Raw genomic sequence first — 18,025 nt, 5'->3', positions numbered from 1 at the left:
GGGATACTGCGCCCATCGCAGTCCTGAAGAGCTTCGTTAGCGCGTGACCTGGAAAAATCGCCCCGCGATCGGCCGACTACCCAGCGGTGCCGGCTCAGAGCCGCCCGGAAGGCCTGCGGCCCTCGGCCATCGCCGCCACCTGCTCGGGCGTGAACGGCGGGTCGAGCAACGCCGTGCGTTGGGCGTGGCAGCGGAACATGTCGGCGATGTAGTGCATCCGGTCCGACAGGTCGGACCAGTCCCCGGCGGCCGTGTCGGTCAGGGAGTCCGGGGTGGGGTCGACCCGCGCCAGCAGGGCCAGCAGCTCCGGGTCGGAGAGCTCGGTGAGCAGGGGCGGGAAGCTCGCGGGCAGGTCTTCGCTCAGGTCCAGCAGCTCGTCGGGCAGGGCCAACGTCATCAGGTGCCGGGTGACGGCCTGGCGGGCGAGCGCGCGGGCGTGGTGGGACAGGCGTTCGGTGGCGGTGCGGATGGGGCCGCGTCTGCCCATCACGGTCAGGGCGACCCGGCGCAGGCACTTCACGAGGCGGTTGCCGGGGAGCAGCAGGTCCAGCAGGCGGCGTTCGAGCGCGGCCGGGTCGACCACGGGACCCTCCAGGGCCGCGGTGATCTCCGGTTGCAGCCTGGTCTGTTCGTGCAGGCCCACCTCGATGTTGGCCAGCAGCAGCGACTCGGCCCGCTGCTTCGGGTCGGTGGTGGCCATGGCCCGGTGGTAGCGGGTGAAGGCCTGGCGCAGGTAGTGCTGGCCTTCCGGCGGCTCGCCGGGGCGCAGGGCCGCCGTGAACTCCTCGATCGGGCCGGTGTGGGCGAGGAAGCGGGCGAACTCGTGGGCGATCTCCTCGAACACCTTGAGGTTGCCGCGCGCGGCGGCGGCGCTGACCCCATCCAGGTTCGCGACCGCCACGACGGCCTGCCGCACGAGCGACGACGCGGTGTCGAACGGCAGGGGTGCGACCCGGCGCAGGGCGGAGACCAGCAGTTCGACCGACGCCGGGTCGGACAGGCGCTCCAGCGTCCGGACCAGGTCCTCCTGCCGGATGGTCTGGCCCACCTGCTTGGACGCCCACACGGCGAACGTGCACCAGTTCGCCGACCCGCCCGTGCGCGCCGCCAGCGCCTTGGACAGCAGGTGGTAGCAGTGGGTGATGCGGAGGTTGCGCACCACGGGATCGGTGTCCGCCGCGATCCGCTCGACCTCGGACACCGCGGGCGCGACGACCTCCACACCGGACTGGCTCATCGACCTGACCTTTCCCCCAGGGGCATCACCCACGACATCGTCCGGGGGAGGGGAAGTGTTCCGCGGCCCGGTCCCGAACGAGACCGGGCCGCGTCACCAGGGGGTTAGCGCAGCAAGCCGCGTTCGATCGCCTCGATGATCTGCTGCCGCAGGCCCGAGGCGGGCACGATGGCGTCCACCGACCCGACCTCGACCGCCCGCCGGATGCTGTGCACCCGGTCGAACTCCGCCGCCACCTCGGCCAGCTTCTCGGCCCGCACGGAGGTGCGCGTCCCGGCCAGCTCGGCGGTCAGCGCGGCCCGTTCGGCGCCCGAGGACTCCGCGACCAGCGCCTCCAGCTTGCGCACCCGCGGGTCGTTGGCGGTGCGGCCGTCGACGTCGCGGGAGAACACCACGGCCGCCGCCGGCGCGCCGCCGATGACCGACGCGAACGAACCCTCCACGGCCAGCACGGTCATGTTCGGGTTGAGCGCCTTGGAGAACACCACGAACGCGCCGCCGTGGTAGCGGGAGATCACGCAGAACACGATCGGGCCGCGGAAGTTCACGATCGCCCGGCCGATCTCCGCGCCGTACTCCAGCTGGAGCTCGCGCATCGACTCCGGCGAGCCGTCGAACCCGGACAGGTTCGCCAGCACCACCAGCGGCCGGTTGCCGCTGGCCGCGTTGATCGCACGCGCCGCCTTCTTCGACGACTTGGGGAACAGCGTGCCCGCGGTGTAGGAGTCGGGGCCGTCGGTGGGCGGGAACCCGTGCCGGGGCACCGCCCGCGACTCGATGCCCAGCAGGCACACCGGGATGCCGCCCAGGTGCACGTCCTGCACGACGGCGGTGTCCGCGTCGGCCATGCCCAGCCACCGCTCCAGCACCGGGTGGTCCTGGTCGGACAGCGCGCGCATGACCGTGCGGATGTCGAACGGCTTCTTGCGGTCCGGGTTGGCCTCGACGGAGAAGATCTCGCCCACCGTGGTGAACGGGCTGTCCGGCGAGCTGTGCGGGAACGCGCACACGTCCCGGTCCACCGGGTCGGTGGTGGGCGCGCGGCGCGGGCCGGTCTCGCCGGGGGCGATGAAGCTGTGCTCGTAGTGCGCCATGAGCACGTCCCGCGCGGCCCGCAGGTCCGGCGCCCAGTACTGCGCCTGACCGTTGGGGCCCATCACGCGGTCGTAGCCGCCGATGCCGAAGTTGTCCTCGGCCGACACGCCGCCGGAGAAGTCCAGCGACTGCTTGCCGGTCAGCACCATCGCCGAGTCCGGCGTCATGACCAGGATGCCCTTGGTGTGCATGAGCATCGTGGCCTCGGCGTTCCAGTACGGCTGGGCGCCGACGTTGATGCCCGCGACCACGACGTTGATCTCGCCGCCGGCCTGGGTGAACTCGACGATCCGCTTGAGCGCCGCCGCGACCCAGTCCATGTTCTCCGTGCCGGAGGACATGGAGATGCGGGCGCCGGCGGACAGCGCGAACCACTCGACCGGGACCTTCAGCCGTTCGGCCAGGTCCAGCGCCTCGATGACCCGCGCGCACTCCGGCTCGGACAGCGCGCCCAGCGCCTTGGTCGGGTCGCCCAGCAGCACCACGCGGGTCATGCCCTCGGGGTGCTTGGCGGTGGGCGTGGTGACCGTGCCCAGGACGATGGCGGCGGTGTTGCGCCCGCGCGGCCGGTCCACGGCGACCAAGTGGCCGTCGACCAGGTCGTACTCGGTGAACGACCCGTCCGGCCCGGTGAGCACGTCGATCAGCTCGTACGGGTAGACCGTGCCCCGGCTGCGGGCCCGCAGCACGTTCTGGCGGTAGTCGTCCAGCGGCCGGACCGGCTCGGTCGGCGGCTTGACGAACGACAGCCGCACACCCGCGCCGGCGTCGTCGCCGATGCGCACGGCGATGTCGACCAGCTTGCCGCTCTCGTCGCGGCGGCGGGCCAGGAACAGCACCTCTTCCAGGTCCAGCCCGGTCGTGGTGGGCAGGACGCGCTGCGCCACGGCGGTCAGGTCGCCCGAGGCGAGGTCCGTGGGCGGCCACGCGTAGAGCACGATCCGGTTGGTCGCGGGCCGGTGGCCGCCGCCGTGGCGGCTGCGGGCCCGGCGGATGGCGTCCAGGCAGGCGGCCAGGACGTCCTCGGCGGCGGGCAGCGCGGCGATCCGGCCGTCGTCGTCGCGCAGGGGCGTCAGGTCGCGCACCTGGGCCAGCGCCACCAGGCGCTCGTCGGACGGGTTCTCCTTGGCCACGCACTTGTAGAGGTAGACCTCTTCGTCCAGCGACGGCAGGCGGGTGAGGTCGAAGTCGCGCAGCCGGTCCAGCTGCATCCGCTCGGCGATGCGCGGGTGCAGCCCCCGGACCAGGCGTTCCTCGGCCAGGCCGGGCCGGGACGGGCGGAAGGTGAAGTGGTGGTGCATGGCCTCGTCGCGCCGGCCCGCCACCGTAGTGGTGATGCGGTCCAGCCCGGCGGGCAGCGGCTGGGCGGCCAGCGCCTCCCGCAGCCGCGCGGCCATCTCCTCGTGGTCGGCCGGGCCGTCCGGCCAGGTCACGTAGAGGTCGGCGACCAGCTGCTCGTCGCCGGCCACCGCGTCCAGCGCCCGCACGGCCTCCGGCAGCGCGGCGAAGTCCACGGCGGTGCTGACCACGCGCGTGCCCCGGTTCTCGGCGGCGACGAAGACGCAGTCGCCGACCCGTTCGGTGCGGATCGCGGTGAGGACGTCGTTGCCGTAGTACCGGCGGGCCAGGACCTCCAGCAGCGGCGCGTGGTCCACGCCGGGCCGGCCGATGCGCTGGCCCAGCAGCCGCACCAGCGGCTCGGGGCTCGCGACCATGACCGCGATCCGCTCGGCGCGGTCGGCGGCGTCGGGGTTGCGGTCCAGGTGGATCAGGTGCTTGCGCACCTCGGAGTGCACGCGGGCGCGGGAGCGGCGCAGCATCGGCTGGGCGAACCAGCGGAACACCACACCGCGCGCGAGGTCCGACACCGCCGGGAACCGCACCTGCGTGGCGGCCACCAGGTGCTCCAGCGCGAGACCGACGGTGACCCGGTCGTCCTCGGCCGGCGGCGCCTCGGTCAGCCACTGGCGCAGCAGCGCGGCCACGACGTTCGCGTCGGCGGTGGCGCGCTGCTGGGCCAGGAAGATCCGGAAGACCGCCTCCTCCAGCGCCGGCGTGCGCTCCAGGTCGGTCACGCCGTAGTTGGCCAGCGCCGTGGACAGCTTGCGGCGGAACGTGGCCGACACCCCGGCGCGGTCGGGCTCCAGGCTGCGCAGGTAGGTGTGGAAGTGCTCGCGCGGGCTGTGCACGCGGTGGTCCGGCTGCTCCTCGCCCACCGGCCGGTTGCGGCTGAGCTCGGACAGGTCGGCGAACAGCCGCAGCAGCCCGGCCTCGTCGGCCAGCGGGCGTTCGGCCAGCTCGGCGCGCCGGTCCAGGTAGGCGGCGGCCAGGCGGTCCGCGCCGCCGGGCTCGGTGTCGAAGCCCAGCAGCAGGTCCCGCAGCTCCTGGCGCAGGTCGTCGGCGGACGGGCGGGTGTCCGCGGCGGGCAGGTCCAGCTCGACGGCGGGGCCGGCGGCCTGCGGCGCGGCGTCCTCGCCGTCGCCCACGGGCTCCAGCCGCAGCAGCGGGGCGCCGGCCGGGACCTGGCTGCCCACCGACACGGCGGACTCGCGCAGCCGGGCGCGGAACGGCGCGCGCAGCACCGTCTCCATCTTCATGGCTTCCAGGACCAGGACCGGCGCGCCGGCCTCGACCTCGTCGCCGACCTCCAGCGGCGTGGCCACCACCAGCGCGGGCATGGGGGAGCGCAGCACGCCGCCCTCGTCCCGGCTCACGCGGTGGGTGACGCCGTCGACCTCGACGTGGTGGACCGCGTTGTGCACGCCGGTGACCACGCGGTAGCGCACGCCGTTGACCCGGATGCGGCCGGTGTGGTCGTCGAAACGCTCGACGTCGACGTCCGCGGTGTGCACGGGACCGTTCGCCGCCGACACGCCCACGCGGAACCGGTGGCCGCCGATGCGGGCCACGTGCACCTTGTAGCTCTGGCCGCGCAGCGTGAACTCCAGCACCCGGCCGGCTTCGTGCCGGGTGTGCGGACGGCCGCCGCGCGCGGTGGTGAACAGCTGCTGCCGGGCCAGCTGCTCCTCGTCCTCGTAGACCTCGATCGCGGCGGTGGCCAGCGCGACCGCCGAGTGCCGGTGGCTGACCAGCCCGCCCTGGGCCCGGACGCGGTCGATCCAGCCGGTGTCGGCGGTCGCGTCCAGCACGGCGGGCTCGTCGAGCAGGTCCAGCACGAAGCTCTTGTTGGTCGCGCCGCCCTCGATGATCACGGTGGTCTCGGCCAGCGCGCGGCGCAGCCGGGCCAGCGCCTCGGCGCGGTCGCGGCCGTGGGCGATGATCTTGGCGATCATCGAGTCGAAGTCCGGCGGGATCGAGTCGCCCTCGCTGACGCCGGTGTCCACGCGGATGCCGGGGCCGGCGGGCAGTTCCAGCCGCTCGATGCGGCCGGGGCCGGGCGCGAAGTCGCGGTCGGGGTCCTCGGCGTTCAGGCGCGCCTCGATCGCGTGACCCCACTCGGCCGGCTTCGCGCCTTCGAGCCTGCCGCCGGAGGCGACGTGGATCTGGGCGCGGACCAGGTCGAACCCGGTGGTGATCTCGGTGATCGGGTGTTCGACTTGCAGGCGGGTGTTGACCTCCAGGAACGCGAACTGCTTGTCACCGGGGTGGTACAGGAACTCGACCGTGCACGCGCCCCGGTAGCCCACGGCCAGCGCCAGCCGCTCGGCGGAGCCCTTCAGGTCCTCGACCTGCTCGGGGGAGAGCACCGGCGAGGCGGACTCCTCGATGATCTTCTGGTTGCGCCGCTGCACCGAGCAGTCCCGCACGCCCAGCGCCCACGCCGTGCCCTGGCCGTCCGCGATGACCTGCACCTCGACGTGCCGCGCGCCGGTGACCAGGCGCTCCAGGAACATCACGCCGCTGCCGAAGGCCCGCAGCGCCTCCTGGCTGGTCCGGTCGAACGCCTCCACCAGCTCCTGCTCGGAGGTGATCACCCGGATGCCCCGGCCGCCGCCGCCCGCGGTGGCCTTGAGCATCAGCGGGTAGCCGACCTCGCGCGCGGCCTTGAGCGCGGCGTCGAGGTCCTCGACCGCGCCGCGCGACCAGGGTGCGACCGGGACGCCGACCTCCTCGGCGATCAGCTTGGCGCCGATCTTGTCGCCCAGCTTGCGCATGGCCTCCGGGTCGGGCCCGATGAAGGTCACGCCGATGCGGGCGCACAGCTCGGCGAACGCCGGGTCCTCGGCGACGAAGCCCCAGCCGACCCAGGCCGCGTCGGCGCCGGTCTCCACCAGGGCCTTCTCGAGCACCGCCAGGTCCAGGTACGGCCGGTTCGCGGCGGGACCCAGGTCGTGGGCGAGGTCGGCCTCCCGGACGAAGGTGGCCGTGCTGTCGACGTCGGTGTGCAGGGCCACGGTTTCGATGCGCGACCCGGTCTGCGCGGCCAGGTCGCGGACGGCGTGGATGAGCCGCATGGCGGCTTCGCCCCGGTTCACGATGGCGATTCGGGAGAACAAGAACGAGCTCCTCGTCGGACGTGCGGTCTGTGGCGACCGTCGAGACTCAGCCTTTATGTAGACGCGCGGGATTCCAACGGTGGCAGCTATGCGTGTTGCCGCCCCAATGTTGTAGGAACCCTACAAAGGGGTGCTGGGATACAGCCTGACGGTGAGACTGATCACCTCTGGAGCACGTCGGCGAGCGGGGTGGCGGGCCGCCCGGCGAGGCGCTCGACGTGGTCGGTGACGCCCGCCAACTCGCCGGCGGCGACCGCGGTGTAGGTGGAGACCCAGGCGTCGACCTGCCAGTCGGGGGCCTGGTAGACCGCCCGCGAGCGGTAGGCCTCCTCGACCGTCTCGGCGTGGTAGGTCGTGGGGCGGCCGGTGACGCGCTGGAGGATCTCGGCGATCTCCGTGAACGTGAGCGCTTCGGGGCCGGTCAGCTCGTAGGTGGCGGCGTCGTGGGCGTGCGGGTCGAGGAGCACGGCGGTGGCGGCGTCGGCGATGTCGTCCTGGGCCACGACGGCGACCTTGCCGTCGCCCGCCGGGCCTCGGATGACGCCGTCGTCGCCGACCATGAACGGGGTGAAGTCGGCGTAGAGGTTGTCCCGCAGGAACGTGTGCGCCAACCCGGTGGTCCTGATGTAGGACTCGGTGGCGTAGTGGTCGCGGGCCAACGTGAAGGTCGCGTTGGCCGCGGCGCCGTAGAAGGAGATGTAGACCAGGTGCCGCACGCCGGCGTCGACGGCGGCGTCCACGAACGTGCGATGCCGCTCCACCCGGTCGGGTGTCTCGGCGGCGGACACCATGAGGACGGTCTCCATGCCCTCCAGCGCGGCCCGCACCGCCTCCCCTTTTTCGAAACTGGCTTGTACCGCGGACGCACCGGGCAATTCGGGCGCCCGGGACGGATCGCGCACCACCAGCCGCTGGGCGATCCCGCGCTCCGCCAGCCGCCGCGCGACCCGCCCACCGAGCCGCCCGGTGGCCCCGGTGACGGCGATGAGGGCACGGCTGGACTGGTCGGCCACGGACTGCTCCCGGTTCCGATGTGGACGGTCGCGGTCCACGGTATCGGCCCGCCGGGCGGTCCGCGTTACGCGCCGGGCAACACCGCGTGGCGAGTGCGTCGGAACCCCGGGCCGGCGGCCAGGACCCCGGCCGCCGGCACCACCGCCCCGACCTGGACTAGCGGTCGCCCGGGGCCGGTTCGATGCGGCCGACCGGGGCAACCACGATGTCGTGCACCCGCCAGTCGAACTCGCGGGTCCAGCGCTGGAGGCGTTCGCAGCGGCCCACCAGGTCGTGCTCGTCGGTCGGCACCACCAGCAGCTCGCCCGCGAACACGTGCCCCTCCTCGCGCAGGCGCAGCCACGCGTCGGCGATCCAGTCGTGCTCCAGGACGGCGGCCAGCAGCCGGTCCGGCAGGGGGTGCGGGCCGCTCTCGTCGACCAGGCGGGGCCGGTTGTCCATCAGGTTGGCCACCGCGCCGCGGGTGGTGCGCAGGCCGTCGCGGACGATGTCCGCCCCGATGACCACCGCCGCGACCGGGTCGGCCCACCACCAGCCGATCCCGATGCCCAGGATGCCCAGCACCGCCGCGCCCGCCGTCAGCCAGTCCGCGCGGTTCATCTCGGCGTCGGCGTAGAGGACCTTGTCGTGCAGCTCGCGCGCGATGCGCACCTTGGCGTGCCCGAGCAGGATCGCGGGAACCATCGTGGCCAGCAGCACGGCGATCATCAGCCAGCCCAGCCAGAACCGGACCCCGAACACCTCGATCAGGCCGATCGGCACGCGCTCCCCGGCCACCAGCCGCACAACCGAGTCGTAGCAGACGTACGCGCCCAGCCCGAACAGCGCGACCGCGCCCGTCAGGAACGCCACGCTCACCGACCGGTGGTAGCCGTAGGGGAAGTGGTGGTCGGGGGCGCGGTTGCGGTAGCGGGCGGCGACCAGGAACGCCAGCGGCGGCACTAGGCCCAGCATGTCCTCGATCCACGCGGCCTTCATGGCCTGCGACTGGCCCAGGACCACGGCCAGCAGCGCGATCGCGGCGACGAAGAACGCGATCGTCCACCACTCCAGCCGCACGGCCTTGCGGTGCAGGGCCGCCTTGTCCGGCGGCAGCTCGAAGCGGTCGTAGACGCTCACGACCGGGACCTCTCCAGCAGCCGGTCCACCTCGCCGTCGGGCAACTCCAGCAGGAACCGCTCCACCTCGACCAGCCAGCCGTTCTCGCCCAGCGGCAGCGCCCACACGTGCCGGCGCTCCAGCAGCACGTGCTCGGCCGCGCGCAGCCCCAGCGCGTCCATCCGCCAGTGCTCGACGGCGACCGGCAGGTCACGGACCTCGGCGGGGTCGCCGACCGGTACGACCTCGGCGCCCTCGTCGGCCAGCGCGGCGGCCTCGGCGGTGCCCCCGCGGGCGGCGACCCGGCGGCCGTCGAGGTCGGGCGGCAGTTCGACGCCGTCGGTGGCGGCCACCACCACCCGGGTCGTCGCGTACGGGCGGGACAGCGCCGCGTGCTCGGTCCACGGCAGGTCGTCGGTCAACCCGCCGACCACCAGGTCGAGTTGCCGCCCCTCCAGCGCCGCCATCAGCGCGGACTCCGCGCCGGGGTGCCACTCGACGCGGGCGTCGAGCTCGTCGGCCAGCCGCGTGACCAGGTCGGCCTCGGCCCCGGACACCGAATCCGGTCCGTCCACGGCCGTCCACGGCGGGTGCTCCGCCACCCCGACCCGCAGCACGCCGCCGCGCACCCGGTCGAGGGTCCCGTCCGTGTCACGCGGGATGCCGCACCCGGTCAACAGCACTGCCGCGACGAGCAGGATTCGCCACATAGAGCCACCTCCGACCCGGTGCATACCCCGATCGAGGGAGATCGACTCCCGTCGTCGGGTGGTTGGCCGGTCGTGTTCGGGGGCACCTCTGTCGCATGGCAACGTCGAGCGACGACCGCCGGGTCACCGTGGTGCCCGGTGGTCCGGTGCTGGTGGAGGGCCCGGTCGAGGTCGTGGGGGAGGACGGCGTCGTGGCGCGGTCCGACCGGTTCCTGGTCGCCTTGTGCGCCTGCCGGCGCAGCAAGCGGTACCCGTGGTGCGACACCAGCCACCGGGAGCGGCGGCGGTCAGGCGGCGCGGTCTGAGGCGGGCCACACGTACGGCAGGTCCGGGGGCACGTCGGGGAACAGCGGGCCGTAGTGCGCCGGGTCCTTGCGGACCAGGGCGGAGCGGTGGCTGTGGTGCAGGTCGTCGTCGCCCAGCCACGGCGGCAGGTCGCCGGCCTCGGCCAACTCGGCCTGGGTGCGGACCTCCTCCCGGCCCCGGACGTCCTTCAGCCCGGTGCGCAGGGTGGCCGCGCACGTGTCGGCGTGGCCGATCGCGCACCACGCGGCGCAGATCTCCAGGCCGTAGCGGACCAGCGCCTCCTCGTAGCCCGTCCACATCTTGACCGCCGGGTGGTGGCGCCAGCCGTAGCCGGGGACGATCAGGCCGCGCAGCACCTGGATCGCCTCGACGCGCTGCTTGCCCAGCCGTTTCTTGTCCAGCACGCGGGCGGTCGCGGCGAAGTCGGGGTAGGGCAGGAAGGTCTGCACGCCGGTCGGCTACCCGTGGAGGGCGGCTTCATGCGCGTGGCGCGGGTGTCCTGCTTGGTCGATCGATCGGTGAGGAAAGTACCGCGCACCAACCGTTGTCCGCCGTTGTGCGGGCGGCGGGCGGCGGACTCGGGTCCTTGCGGGACTTTCGACCCTCTTCGGCGGCACGGGGGCTGGGCAGGATGGTGGCCCTGTGCCGCCGACGTCGGAGGGACCGACAGGATGCAGGAGCCCAGCAGTGACGCCGTTTCCGTCATCCGCTACCTGGACGCCGTCGTGGAGGTGCTGCGCTCGGCCGGGGTTTCGGTGGTGGAGGTGGACGTGGACCTCGCCGCCGCCGCGCCGGTGCGCGCGCAGTTGGTGACCAGCGCGGGCCGGGTGTTGCGGTGGCGGCAGGACCTGGGGTGGAGCACGGGTGCCCGGGTGATCGAGCCGGTGTCGCACCCCGGGGCGGTCGCCCGGCTGGCCGTGGACGGCTGAGGTCAGGACGTCACCAGGAACACCCACGTCGGGCCGGGTGCGAGGGGCAGGTCCGCGCCGCCGGCGGTGAAGCGGGTCTGGTCGGCCGGGGTGGGGCGGGACCAGGTGACGTCCTCGAACGCCTGGCCGTCGCGCAGTACCTCTGCCGCGCCGGAGCCGACCGTCACCACGACGGGTGACGGGCTGCCGCTCGCGTCCTCGATGGCCACGCCGGCTCGGGTCTCCACGTGCTGGATCACCACGTTCGTGGTGGTGATTTCACCCTTTTCGGTGGTTCGCAGCGGGGTGCCGTCGGCGGAGATCGCCCAGCCGTCCCGCCATGCGAGGTCGAACCGGGTGCCCGGGTAGGTGACCTGCCAGGTCGTCTCCGGTCGGCCTTGCGCCGGGGCGGGACCGGTCGGTGTCGTCTGCTCCGGGCCGGCGGCGGGTGTCGGCAGCGCGTTCGGGCGCACGTAGAGGTTGTGCGGTGCGGCGCGGTTGTCGTCCCGGAAATAGGCGGCGGGCGTGTCGTCGGCGGGGGCCCGGACCAGGCCGGACCGTTCCAGCAGGGACTTGAGGGCCGGTGCGGAGCCGGAGTAGGCGAGGACCGGGGAGCCGTAGCGGGCGAGCAGGTCGAGGTCGGTCTCGCGGGCGCTGCGGACCGGTCCCACCACCTCAGGCGGGGTCGAGTAGACGGCGGCGAAGCGGGTCAGGCCGCCTTCGACGGGTTCGACGTACACCACGTCGGCGGAGGCGAGACCGGTCTGCGGGCGGGCGGCCGGGGCGTTGTCGACCTTGACGACGTACACACCCGGGTGAACGGGTCGGCTCGTGGCCGAGGGCGCGGCGGAGGTCGTTGTCGGTGCGTCGTCTTCCGGCCGGAACACCACCACCGCGGCGATCCCGGCCGCGACGACCGCGACCACCACGGCGGCCACCGTCCACTTGCGCACTTGCCTCCGGCCCCCACTTTCCCTTGTCCCACGGGGTACCGACATTCTTCGCCGGACCGGACTCGACGATCCGCCGCCGGTTTTCCTTCCGCTACGGCCGAAAGTCCCGGCGGACCGAAATTGTCGTACCCCCTCGGTAACGTCTCCACCACGATCGACAAGGGGGGACTGTGATGGGAGAGAAGGAGGCGCTCGCGGCGTTCCTCGCGGCGCAGCGGTCTTGCGTGGTGGCGATCCTGGACGGGCTGGACGAGGCCGCGTTGCGCACGGCCGTGCTGCCGTCGGGGTGGACACCGCTGGGCGTGGTCGAGCACCTGGGGCACGCCGAGCGGTACCGGGAGCAGTGCGCCGTCTCCGACGGGGTGCCGGCCTGACCACCCACCGGCCGCACTGACCTCCCGCAGGCCGGACTGGCGGCTGGCCGGGCCGGCTGGGCTGGAGTTGGGCGGTGGCCGGCTGGGCAGGGTGCCGGCCGGGCTTGCTGCGGCTGGGGCCTGGCTGCGGCTGGGGCCTGGCTGCGGCTGGGGCCTGGCTGCGGCTGGGGCCTGGCTGCGGCTGGGCGGGCTGGTTGGCTGCGGTGGTGGCGGTAGCTGCCTCCGCCGGCCGCTGGTTGGGCTGGTCAGCAGGTGCGGCGTACGTGGGCGGGGTTGTCGGCGGGTAGGACGTTCACGTCGCGTCGGACGATGCTCAGCCGCGTGCCCCAGCCCGCGCAGGCCGTGGCGAGGCCCTCGTCGGTGTACTCGATGACGAGCACCCGGTCGCCGAAGGCCTCGACGTACTCGCCGCACTCCTCGTGCTGCCCGCACTCCTCGGCGATCGCGAAGTCGACACCGACTGCCTGCCGGTCCCCGGCGAGCTCCACGGTGTTCTTCTGGCCGATCGCCAACCCCTTGGCGTGCGCTCGGGCGGACAGGAGGGTGTGCAAGGCCTTCGCCTGCTCCGAGGTCAGCAGACCCTGTGGCGCGCGGGTGTAGCTGTCGTAGTTGTCCGGCTCGACGGCGCGGTAGCCCTTTGCCGCGCAGCCGTCGATCCAGTCGCCGACCTTGCGGGCGATGCGGTCGCGCTTGTCGGTCGTGCGGATGTCCAGGAGGGCCTCGTCCCAGTCCCGGTCGTAGACGACCTGGCCCGCCGCGTCGCGCAGCAGCAGGTCGGCGTCCCACTCGGCTTCCGCGCCGGGTTGGACCTGGAAGGCGTTGAGGTAGCAGATCGAGTACCGGCCGGGTGCCGGCGGCGCCTGGTGGTCGCGGGTGACCACCGAGACGCCTTCGGCGGGCGGGTAGGGACCGCCGATCTGGTAGTCGAAGCCGGCGTGGGCCGGAGGCAGGACGACCGCCGGCGGGTCGACCGGCGAAGCAGGGGGTGCTGAGGTCGTGGGTGGGGGCGAGGCCGGCGAGGTCGTGGGCGGGGCCGTGGCAGCCCAGGTCGTGGTGGGCTGGGTCGGCGGCAGAGCCGTCGCGTCGGGCGCGGTGCAGGCGGTGAGGGCGAGTGCGGACACGGCCAGGACGGCCGACAACGTCGACGTGCGCATGACGCCCTCCTCGATCCGACGTGCGGAGATCTTGCCAAAGGCGATCGCCAGGCAACGACGGCGGGGTTCGCGGCGTAGTCATGAGTGCACTGGAAAATTCTGGGGAGGATTCGTGCGCAGAGCACGCATGGCGGTGGTCGCCGCACTGGTCGCCGGGTTGTCGAGCCCGGTGGCGGCGCAGGCGGAGCCGGTCACCGGACCGGACGGCGAGGTCCGGACCATCACGCTGATCACCGGCGACAAGGTCGTCGTGGACGGGCGGGGGAGCCCGGTCGGCGTCGACGGGCGTCCTGGGGCGCAGTTCGTGCAGTACGTCCGCGACGAGCACCAGTACGTCATCCCGGCCGACGCCCTCGACGACGTCGAGCAGGACCGGCTGGACCGGCGGTTCTTCGACGTCACGGCCCTGCTGGAGTTCGGCTACGACGACGCCCGGACCGACCGCGTCCCGCTGCTGGGCGGCGGGCTCGCCCTGGCGGAGAACGCCGTGCCGAAGGCCGAGGCCGCGCGGTGGTGGGCTCGGCGGGGGACCGCGACCCTCGGCGCGCAGAAGCTGTGGCTGGACGGCAAGGCCAAGCTCGCACTGGCCGAGAGCGTGCCGATGGTCGGCGCGCCGGCCGCGTGGCAGGCCGGGTACGACGGGACGGGCGTCACCGTGGCCGTCCTGGACACCGGCTACGACCAGGAGCACCCGGAGCTCAAGGACGCCGTGGCGGTGTCCCGCGACTTCACCGGCGTCGGCATCCAGGACGACATCGGCCACGGCACCCACGTCGCCGCCACCGTCGCCGGGCGCAGCGACCGCTACCACGGCGTCGCCAAGGGCGCGAAGCTCGCCGTGGGCCGCGTCTGCGCCCAGGACGGCTGTCCGGAGAGCGCCATCATCGCGGGCATGGAGTGGGCGGTCCGCGAGGTCGGCGCGAAGGTGGTCAACCTGAGCCTGGGCGGCGACCAGAGCGACGGCACCGACCCGCTGTCGCAGGCGGTCGACCGGCTCACCGCGGAGACCGGCGCGCTGTTCGTGGTGGCCGCGGGCAACGCGGGCGACCGCCGCCGGGTCTCCGCACCGGCCGCCGCCGACGAGGCGCTGGCCGTCGCCAACCTCACCAAGCAGGGCGCGCTGAACGAGTGGTCCTCGCACGGACCCCGGTTCGGCGACCACGCCGTCAAGCCCGACCTCGCCGCGCCCGGCACCGACATCGTGGCCGCGCGGGCGAAGGGCACCCTGCCGGGCGAGGCCGTCGACGACCTCCACGCCCGGCTCACCGGCACCTCGATGGCCGCGCCGCACGTGGCCGGCGCGGCGGCGGTCCTGGCCCAGCGCCACCCGTCCTGGACCGCGCGCGAGCTCAAGGCGCAGCTCATGGCGACGGCCAAGCCGGTCGCGGACACCTCCGACCACGTCGGCACCGGTCTGCTGGACGTGGGCCGCGCGGTCGCGCAGCAGGTGCGCGCGGACGTCGGCAGCCTGTCGTTCGGGCTGCTGGAATGGCCGCACACCAAGACCGCGGAGAAGACGGTCACCTACCGCAACGACGGCGACCAGCCCGTCACCCTCACCCTGACCCACGACCTCGGCCAGGACTTCACCGTCCAGTCCACAGTGGACGTCCCGGCGCACGGCACCGCACCCGTCGTCGTCACCCTCGACCCGCGCAAGGGTGACGGCACGTTCTTCGGCACCCTCAAGGCCACCGCGGACGGCGTCGCCGTCACCACGGCGGTCGGCGCGTACGTGCAGGAAGAGCGCCACGCCCTCACCGCCAAGGTCATCGGCCGCGACGGCGGGGCACCCCGGGACGGTTTCCTGCTGGCCGTCGACCTCAAGACCGGCCAGGGCAGCCTGATCACCCTGGACGCGGACGGCAACGGCACCGCCAAGCTGCCCGTCTCCGACTACGCGGTCCTCAGCCGGATCAACCAGCCCTCCGCGTTGCCCGGCTGGTACACGCCGGTCTCGATGACGGACGTCGTCGGCCGCGTCTCCACCGCCCAGGACGTCTCCGTCACGCTGGACGCCCGCGAGGCCAAGCCGATCACCGTCGCCCTGGACGACCCGGCTGTGCGCCAACTGCACCGCTACGCCGACATCCTCGTGCCCCTGACCCCGGGCAAGGTGTCCGGCGTCAGCGGCCCGGTCCAAGGCTCGGTCCCGGTGTACGGCCTGTCCTTCGGCGACCCGCTGCCGCAACTGGACTACCGCACCCTGGTCAAGGCCGCCCAGCCACGCGTGTCGCTGGCCGAGTTCCCGGTGCTGCTGCGGTACTTCGGCGGCAGCCCCTACTTCACCCCCGGCAAGCACCGGCTGCGCACCGCCCGCCCGGACGGGGACGTCACCGGCGCGCTGGTCGTGGCCGACGGCACCGGGGAGAGCGAGTACGAGCTGGCACAACGCATGAAGGACGCCGGTGCCGCCGCCGTGGTGGTGCTCGGGCCCCAGGGCCTCCCGTGGAACGACCAGACCGCGTTGCCGGTGCTCTCCGCCGCCGACTACGAGGCCGCCGACCTGGTCGCCCACATCGGCCGCGAGGTCACCGTGGAGGCCGTCGACACCGCACCGGTCAGCTACCACCTGTTCTTCCCCGAGCACGGGACGCTGCCCGCCGGCAAGACCTACGCCGTGCGCAAGGCCGACCTGGCCGAGGTCAAGGCGCAGTACCGGTCCTCGGGCGCGGACGGCGCGGTCGGGCAGCGGGTCTACCCGACCCGGGACGGCCGGATCGTCGCCGGGATGCCGATCCTGGACGAGGTCGTGGTGGCACCGGCCGCCCGCACCGAGTACTACAGCGCGGGCGACGGCATCGGCTGGTACCACGAGGAATCGGTGGGCCGCATGTTCGGCACGGACGCACGCGACCCCAACGTCGGCACGTGGTCGGACTACGAGCCCGTGGTGATGCAACCGGGTGGCCGGTACCGCCGGGACTGGAACCCCGCCGTCACCGCGCCCCGGCTGCGGGGCACCTCGCTGGTGCAGTGGGCCGCGGGCGGCGGCGTGACCCGCGTCGGCGACGCGATCGAGGCCAAGGTGTCCCCGTTCGCCACCCGTTCCGCCGTGGAGTCGTGGCGGCGCACGGGCGTGGGCGCTCTGGAGTTGAAGCGCGACGGTGTCACGCTCGGGAGCAGTGGCAACCCGTGGCAGGGCCGGTGGTCCGTGCCCGCCGAGCAGGGCCGTTACGAACTGACGCTGTCCGCCGGCCGTTCCGCGCCGCAGGTCGAGCTGTCCTCGAACGTCAGCACGACCTGGGGCTTCACCAGCACCGGCGGCACGGCCGGCGCGCTGCCCCTGCTGGAGGTCGACTACACGGTGCCGCTGGACATCCGCAACAGCGCGAAGGCCGGCCTGCCGCTGCCGGTGCGGTTCACCGCCCAACGACAGGCCGGTGCCGGCAAGGCCAAGATCCGAGACCTCAAGGCGTTCGCGTCCTTCGACGACGGCGCCACCTGGGTCCCGGTTCGAACACTCATCCCTCGCGGCGGCAAGCCCGGCGGATACGTCTCGTTGCGGGTGACTGCCTCGGACACCGAGGGCAACACCGTCGACCAGACCGTCCTCCGGGCTTACCGCCTGAGGGCTTAGCGCGTCAGCCGCAGAAGGTCACCTCGGGGTAGTGGGGCGACGGCCGGTCGAGCACCGGCCGTCGCTTCTCCCGCAGGTGGGTGTCCAGGAACGCGCCGACGTACTCGCGGGTGATGGCCTGGGCGCGCTCGCCGCTGACGGTCGCGCCGATGTCCACGCCCAACTGGTCGGCGAACAGACCGAGGTCGGTGAACGACGCGTGGTGCGCGCCCGTCAGCGACAGCCAGCGCTTCCACCCGGCGAGCCGGCCGAAGTCGTCCTGCCACGGCGTGCACGCCGGGACCGGCGAGTTCGGCTGGTACTTGCCCAGGAACAGGAACGGCCGGGTGAAACCGGTGTCGGGGACGGGGGTGTAGACGCGGCCGTCGATGTCGAAGCCGGCGCGGATGCGGGCGTCGGCCTGCATGGCGGTGACGGTGCTGCCGCCGCCGGCCGAGTGGCCGCCCATCGCGATGCGGGTCGGGTCCACCAGACCCGGCCGCTTGAGCAGCTCGTCCAGGACGAACGACACGTCCGCCGCCCGGCCGCGGGCGAGCTTCTCCCAGAACTCCGGGAGGTGGTCCACCTCGCACGACGCGCACCCGGCGAAACGGCCGTCCGGGAAGCTCGTGCCGTAGTTCTCGTGGGTGTGGCCGATCACCGCGACCCCGTAGCCGTGGCTGGCCAAGTCCTCCGCCAGCGCGGTGAGGGTGGCGCGGGGCTTGGTGTAGCCGGGGGAGAGCACGACCAGCGGCAGGCCGCGGGGGCGGGGGAACGGGCGGGCGTCGGCGGCCGAGTGGGTGCGGGTGCGGGAGAAGATGTCGCTGGGCAGGTGGGTGAGGTCGCTTTCGGCGAGCATCGCGGCGGACTCCTCCGCCGTGAGGTACCGCGTGCGCGGTCCGGCGGTCGGGAACGCCGGGTAGAACAGGCTGACCATCAGCTCCCGGCGCTCGGTCGGCACCCACGGGTCGGCGCGCGAGGAGTCCTTGAGGTGCAACGACGTGCTGCCCACGGGGAGCGGGCCGGTCGGTGCGGGTAACGCGAGGACCGGTTCGGCCGACGCGGGCGCCGGGTCGGCGTGGGCGAAGGCGGGCAAGGCGGTGGCCGCCAGGGCGACCGCGGCCGCGATGGTGAGAGCGCGCAACGGGATTCCTTTCGTG

General features: G+C 73.4%; 13 protein-coding genes. 4 read left to right on the top strand and 9 right to left on the bottom strand.

Translation table 11 applies throughout. From position 1 onward, the window contains the following. Positions 1-94: 94 nt before the first annotated feature. The 5 genes from DFJ66_RS03785 to DFJ66_RS03765 all read right to left on the bottom strand — a co-directional run bounded on the left by DFJ66_RS03785 (position 95) and on the right by DFJ66_RS03765 (position 9,611). A complete protein-coding gene (locus DFJ66_RS03785; RefSeq protein ID WP_121217974.1) occupies positions 95-1,237 on the bottom strand; it encodes a hypothetical protein in 1,143 nt (380 codons plus the stop codon). 104 nt (positions 1,238-1,341) lie between these two features. After that, a complete protein-coding gene (locus DFJ66_RS03780) occupies positions 1,342-6,789 on the bottom strand; it encodes an ATP-binding protein (RefSeq protein ID WP_121217972.1) in 5,448 nt (1,815 codons plus the stop codon). Between the two features lie 161 nt (positions 6,790-6,950). Beyond that, entirely contained in the window at positions 6,951-7,802 is an 852-nt protein-coding gene (locus DFJ66_RS03775; RefSeq protein ID WP_121217970.1) for an SDR family oxidoreductase, read from the bottom strand. 157 nt (positions 7,803-7,959) lie between these two features. Beyond that, positions 7,960-8,922, bottom strand: coding sequence for a cation diffusion facilitator family transporter (locus tag DFJ66_RS03770; RefSeq protein ID WP_121217968.1), 963 nt, complete (start codon positions 8,920-8,922; stop codon positions 7,960-7,962). Beyond that, positions 8,919-9,611 (bottom strand): transporter substrate-binding domain-containing protein, encoded by a 693-nt coding sequence (locus DFJ66_RS03765; protein WP_170199123.1) that lies wholly within the window; start codon positions 9,609-9,611, stop codon positions 8,919-8,921. Before DFJ66_RS03765 ends, DFJ66_RS03770 begins: the two co-directional genes overlap by 4 nt. A gap of 95 nt (positions 9,612-9,706) precedes the next feature. Between DFJ66_RS03765 and DFJ66_RS03760 the strand changes: the two genes are divergently transcribed. Beyond that, the gene (locus DFJ66_RS03760) at positions 9,707-9,916 is read left to right on the top strand and encodes a CDGSH iron-sulfur domain-containing protein (protein ID WP_121217964.1); all 210 of its coding nucleotides are present in this window, start codon (positions 9,707-9,709) and stop codon (positions 9,914-9,916) included. Here DFJ66_RS03760 and DFJ66_RS03755 read toward each other — a convergent pair. Beyond that, entirely contained in the window at positions 9,899-10,366 is a 468-nt protein-coding gene (locus DFJ66_RS03755) for an MSMEG_6728 family protein (RefSeq protein ID WP_121217962.1), read from the bottom strand. The two genes, DFJ66_RS03760 and DFJ66_RS03755, sit on opposite strands and share 18 nt — an antisense overlap. Positions 10,367-10,588: 222 nt before the next feature. Here DFJ66_RS03755 and DFJ66_RS03750 point away from each other — a divergent pair, with 222 nt between their 5' ends. Continuing rightward, entirely contained in the window at positions 10,589-10,846 is a 258-nt protein-coding gene (locus tag DFJ66_RS03750; RefSeq protein ID WP_121217960.1) for a hypothetical protein, read from the top strand. Positions 10,847-10,848: 2 nt separating this feature from the next. On the opposite strand, the gene DFJ66_RS03745 is transcribed toward DFJ66_RS03750, so the two are convergent. Next, positions 10,849-11,778, bottom strand: a complete 930-nt coding sequence (locus DFJ66_RS03745; protein ID WP_246029563.1) for a DUF3048 domain-containing protein — start codon at positions 11,776-11,778, stop codon at positions 10,849-10,851. Between the two features lie 173 nt (positions 11,779-11,951). On the opposite strand from DFJ66_RS03745, the gene DFJ66_RS03740 reads away from it, so the two are divergent. Then, positions 11,952-12,152 carry a mycothiol transferase gene (locus tag DFJ66_RS03740; protein ID WP_121217955.1) on the top strand — a complete coding sequence of 67 codons (201 nt, stop codon included), beginning with the start codon at positions 11,952-11,954 and terminating at the stop codon, positions 12,150-12,152. 245 nt (positions 12,153-12,397) lie between these two features. Here the strand turns inward: DFJ66_RS03740 and DFJ66_RS03735 are convergent, their stop codons facing one another. Next, a complete protein-coding gene (locus tag DFJ66_RS03735; protein WP_121217953.1) occupies positions 12,398-13,306 on the bottom strand; it encodes an endo alpha-1,4 polygalactosaminidase in 909 nt (302 codons plus the stop codon). Positions 13,307-13,418: 112 nt separating this feature from the next. On the opposite strand from DFJ66_RS03735, the gene DFJ66_RS03730 reads away from it, so the two are divergent. Continuing rightward, positions 13,419-16,886 carry a S8 family serine peptidase gene (locus DFJ66_RS03730; RefSeq protein WP_170199122.1) on the top strand — a complete coding sequence of 1,156 codons (3,468 nt, stop codon included), beginning with the start codon at positions 13,419-13,421 and terminating at the stop codon, positions 16,884-16,886. A gap of 4 nt (positions 16,887-16,890) precedes the next feature. Here DFJ66_RS03730 and DFJ66_RS03725 read toward each other — a convergent pair whose 3' ends face one another. Further along, positions 16,891-18,009, bottom strand: coding sequence for an alpha/beta hydrolase family protein (locus DFJ66_RS03725; RefSeq protein WP_121217949.1), 1,119 nt, complete (start codon positions 18,007-18,009; stop codon positions 16,891-16,893). Positions 18,010-18,025: the final 16 nt, after the last annotated feature.

The organism is Saccharothrix variisporea (assembly GCF_003634995.1).
GTDB classification, from domain to species: domain Bacteria; phylum Actinomycetota; class Actinomycetes; order Mycobacteriales; family Pseudonocardiaceae; genus Actinosynnema; species Actinosynnema variisporeum.
The sequence above is the reverse complement of the archived record's forward strand: the minus strand, read 5'-3'. Positions and strand labels throughout refer to the sequence as shown.

Bases quoted from the DNA above. Each gene is read 5' to 3' on its own strand.
- DFJ66_RS03735 (WP_121217953.1), bottom strand. From the start codon at position 13,306: ATGCGCACGTCGACGTTGTCGGCCGTCCTGGCCGTGTCCGCACTCGCC.
- DFJ66_RS03740 (WP_121217955.1), top strand. From the start codon at position 11,952: ATGGGAGAGAAGGAGGCGCTCGCGGCGTTCCTCGCGGCGCAGCGGTCT.
- DFJ66_RS03750 (WP_121217960.1), top strand. From the start codon at position 10,589: ATGCAGGAGCCCAGCAGTGACGCCGTTTCCGTCATCCGCTACCTGGAC.
- DFJ66_RS03760 (WP_121217964.1), top strand. From the start codon at position 9,707: ATGGCAACGTCGAGCGACGACCGCCGGGTCACCGTGGTGCCCGGTGGT.
- DFJ66_RS03785 (WP_121217974.1), bottom strand. From the start codon at position 1,237: ATGAGCCAGTCCGGTGTGGAGGTCGTCGCGCCCGCGGTGTCCGAGGTC.
- DFJ66_RS03765 (WP_170199123.1), bottom strand. From the start codon at position 9,611: ATGTGGCGAATCCTGCTCGTCGCGGCAGTGCTGTTGACCGGGTGCGGC.